Annotated in this window: 4 protein-coding genes; all 4 read right to left on the reverse strand. The window is 60.5% G+C overall.

Annotated elements, in window-relative coordinates; all coding sequences use genetic code 11:
- Window positions 1–1,224: ferredoxin reductase domain-containing protein (locus GOB81_RS17210; RefSeq protein WP_173571442.1), on the reverse strand; the 1,224-nt coding region annotated here is incomplete at its 3' end.
- 170 nt (window positions 1,225–1,394) lie between these two features.
- Complete coding sequence (locus GOB81_RS17215) at window positions 1,395–1,958, reverse strand: c-type cytochrome (protein ID WP_029604279.1); 564 nt, start codon at window positions 1,956–1,958, stop codon at window positions 1,395–1,397.
- A 65-nt stretch (window positions 1,959–2,023) separates the two neighbouring features.
- Window positions 2,024–2,416: a hypothetical protein gene (locus GOB81_RS17220; RefSeq protein ID WP_173571443.1), complete on the reverse strand. Its 393-nt coding sequence runs from the start codon at window positions 2,414–2,416 to the stop codon at window positions 2,024–2,026.
- A gap of 80 nt (window positions 2,417–2,496) precedes the next feature.
- The coding region (locus GOB81_RS17225) for a copper resistance protein B (protein ID WP_173571444.1) at window positions 2,497–2,920 on the reverse strand (424 nt) is incomplete at its 5' end.

Genomic DNA, 2,920 nt, shown 5'->3' on the forward strand with positions numbered 1-2,920 from the left:
TGCGATCGTATAGGACCGGCTCGCGGGCTTGCCAGACGTCGGCTCGATGGTGAGTTGCACGAACTGGCCGGGTTTGAAGTCAAAGGGAATCCGCCCCCCATCGGCCGGAACCAGATAGAACGTCACGATCGCCGGCGTCTCCCGAATGATCCGGGCCACTTTCAGGCTGCCACGCCAGAGGCCGTGTCGCGGTACGTCGACGATCGGAGTGGCCGTTCCACCGCCTGGTCCCGGTACAGGGGGAGGCGGGGGAACAGGAGGTGTTGGACCGCCGCCGGTCGACGATGGTGGCATGGGCGGAACCGTTGGTTTCGGTGCGAATGCCGTGGTGGTCGTGAGAATCTCCTGCACACGATGCAACCGCAGGACCTGCAAGATCAGCAGAGCGATCGATACCAGGATCAGGATCGTCATGAACACCAGGTGAGCCGGCGTCAGTCCGAAAAATAGGCCGTTTTGCTGGCTCGCCGCGATTGTCGGCAGACCCATCTGTGCCGTGAACCAGTTGAAAGCCACCATTTGAGGATTAACGAGGCCGGTCGCGGCCGCGCGCGCGGCCATTCCGCTATCGAGCAACGCAACACCGTCATGGAGATGTTGGCTGGACCGACGCATCGTCTCCCACGACAGGGACTGAGTGGCATCGACCGATGCGGTGCCGACTTCGCGAAGACCGTCTTGAAGCCTCTGTGCCGCAATATCGGCCAGCATCTGACGTTCGGCGTCCGTCAGCTTCGGATGCGTCATCATGAAGGTATAAAGCGGCGTGCGACCGCGCGCTCCGCAACAACCTGCGTCGGCCTTGTCCGCCCCGGGAACCGCACTCAATGCCTGCCCAGCCTGGGGCAGCATGCGGCTCATCATATTGCCCTGCTCAGTCGGCCTGGATGATGGCGCACCGGGGATCCCCATCCCGCCCATGCCAGGGTGATGGCTCGCATGCTCGTCACCACCCATCGACATCATGCCGCCCATGTCGGACATGCCTGAGTCGGGTCGAGCGGGGGTCGTCTTCATTCCGCCGGACGATTCGGCACCCCGGTCGGCATCCCGGGGCGCTGCCATAGGCCCATCGTCTTCCGGCTGATCGCGCCGCAGCGCCAGCGAAGGTGGCGGGCTGCCTGCCGTAGGCCCCGCCATAGTGCCGCTAGACATGGCCGGAACGGCAGGTGACTCACCCGGTGCCTGAGCAAATCCCTCTGACATGCTGATGAGCAGTGTCATGATCACGACACTCCCGCTCAAAAAGACGCGCCTCATGCTTTCTCCAACACGCCATCATCCTCGGCAAAGTTCATACCGGCCCGTTTTCCGGATGTCGTCAGGACACCACTTATTACTATACGGGGGTATGGCATATTTTCCTTGATCTCGATCAATTATCCCAGCGGCATCTACTGTCGCGGCATCGGCATATCCATGTCGTGATGCATATGATGCCCGCCGGCTGCTTCTGCCCGAGCGACCAGCGCCTGGTAGGTGGAACTGTTCATTCCCGGAAGTTTCTCGAGAAACGCCACAATGTTCCAGAGATCGTCATCACCATGATCCGCCCAGGACGGCATGCCCGACATCTTGATGCCATGCTTGAGAATCCAGAACAGTTCGCCCGGCGTATAACGTTGCGCTACATCATTCAGAACCGGTGGCTTCGGATACATCCCCTCCGCCATATCCTCGGCCTCGACGCCCGGCGCCGAATGACATGAGGCGCAATGCATCGAAAAATGCGATGCACCACCGACGAGCCGTGCCTGCGTCTCAAGATCGACAGGTGCGGTAATGCCCTCGGCGTGATGCCGGATTGAATGGAGGCGTGCCGTTTCCAGAACACGATAGGTCAGCCGCCAATGCGGCGAGGTGGCGCCCACATCATACAGACCACCGAAAGCGACGGCCGTTCCCGCGCCGATCCCGACCAGCAGAATACCGGCGAGACTCCAGGCTAATCTTTTCATGCGTGCCTCCCTGGGCATCTCCAAGGGCGACGCTTATGGCGCCGCCCCGCTCCATCAGGAATCGATCAGCGCTGATGAACCGCGTCGGGCATGCTCTGCGGCCCCATCGGCATCTTCATGCCGCTTTCCTTGTCACCGCAGCCCATCTTCATCTTGTGATCTGACGGCGCCATGGCGTGGCCGTTCGACATATCCATGCCCTTCATCTTCATACAGCCTCCCATCTTTCCTTTCATTTTCATGCCCTTCTCCATGCCCTTCATGCCGGAACCGGACATGCCGTCCATTTTCATCTTGTCGTGGTCCATCCCCGACATACCGGACATGCCCTGCATCCCGGACATATCCTGACCCTGCGGCTGGGCCGGTGCCGGAGCGGGTGTCTGGGCATGCGCAACCGAGGCTGTGGCCAGAAGTGCTACCAGAGCGGCCGAGATCCTGAAATTGACAGTTAGCATTTGTAAGTTCCTTATCTTTTTTTATCTGAATCGGGACCGCACGGTGCGCCCCGCAACGACTTCACATCGGGCAGGAGCGGTCAGAACCACGTCCTGATCCCGAAGGTGAAATTCAGGTCCTGGACACGCTCATGCCTTGAACGTGCCATGTCGGCGGCCTGACCGAACGTGCCGGAATAACTCACGCCGATATAGGGCGCGAATTTCCGATGCCATTCGTAGCGAAGCCGCAATCCCGTATCGATATCGGACAGCCCGGTTCCGACGCCGCGCGCACGATCGGACGCGGAATAGAAGTTCATCTCGACCTGGGGTTGGAGAATCAGGCGATTGGTCAGCAGGATATCGTAGGAACCTTGCAGACGCCCTGCGGCGCCTCGGTCACTGAAATATGCCGTGGCCTCCACATTGAAGAAATATAGCGCCAGTCCCTCGACCCCGATCGCGCCCCAGGCCCGTGTGGGGCCGTTGTCAATATCGAGACGCACGCCAGTCTGGACATCG

This window comes from Acetobacter conturbans, from assembly GCF_011516755.1.
In the GTDB taxonomy this organism is placed as follows: domain Bacteria; phylum Pseudomonadota; class Alphaproteobacteria; order Acetobacterales; family Acetobacteraceae; genus Acetobacter; species Acetobacter conturbans.

What these genes read in the sequence shown, in the direction of transcription:
- GOB81_RS17215 (WP_029604279.1), bottom strand. Translation starts at nt 1,958, where the DNA reads ATGAAAAGATTAGCCTGGAGTCTCGCCGGTATTCTGCTGGTCGGGATC.
- GOB81_RS17220 (WP_173571443.1), bottom strand. Translation starts at nt 2,416, where the DNA reads ATGCTAACTGTCAATTTCAGGATCTCGGCCGCTCTGGTAGCACTTCTG.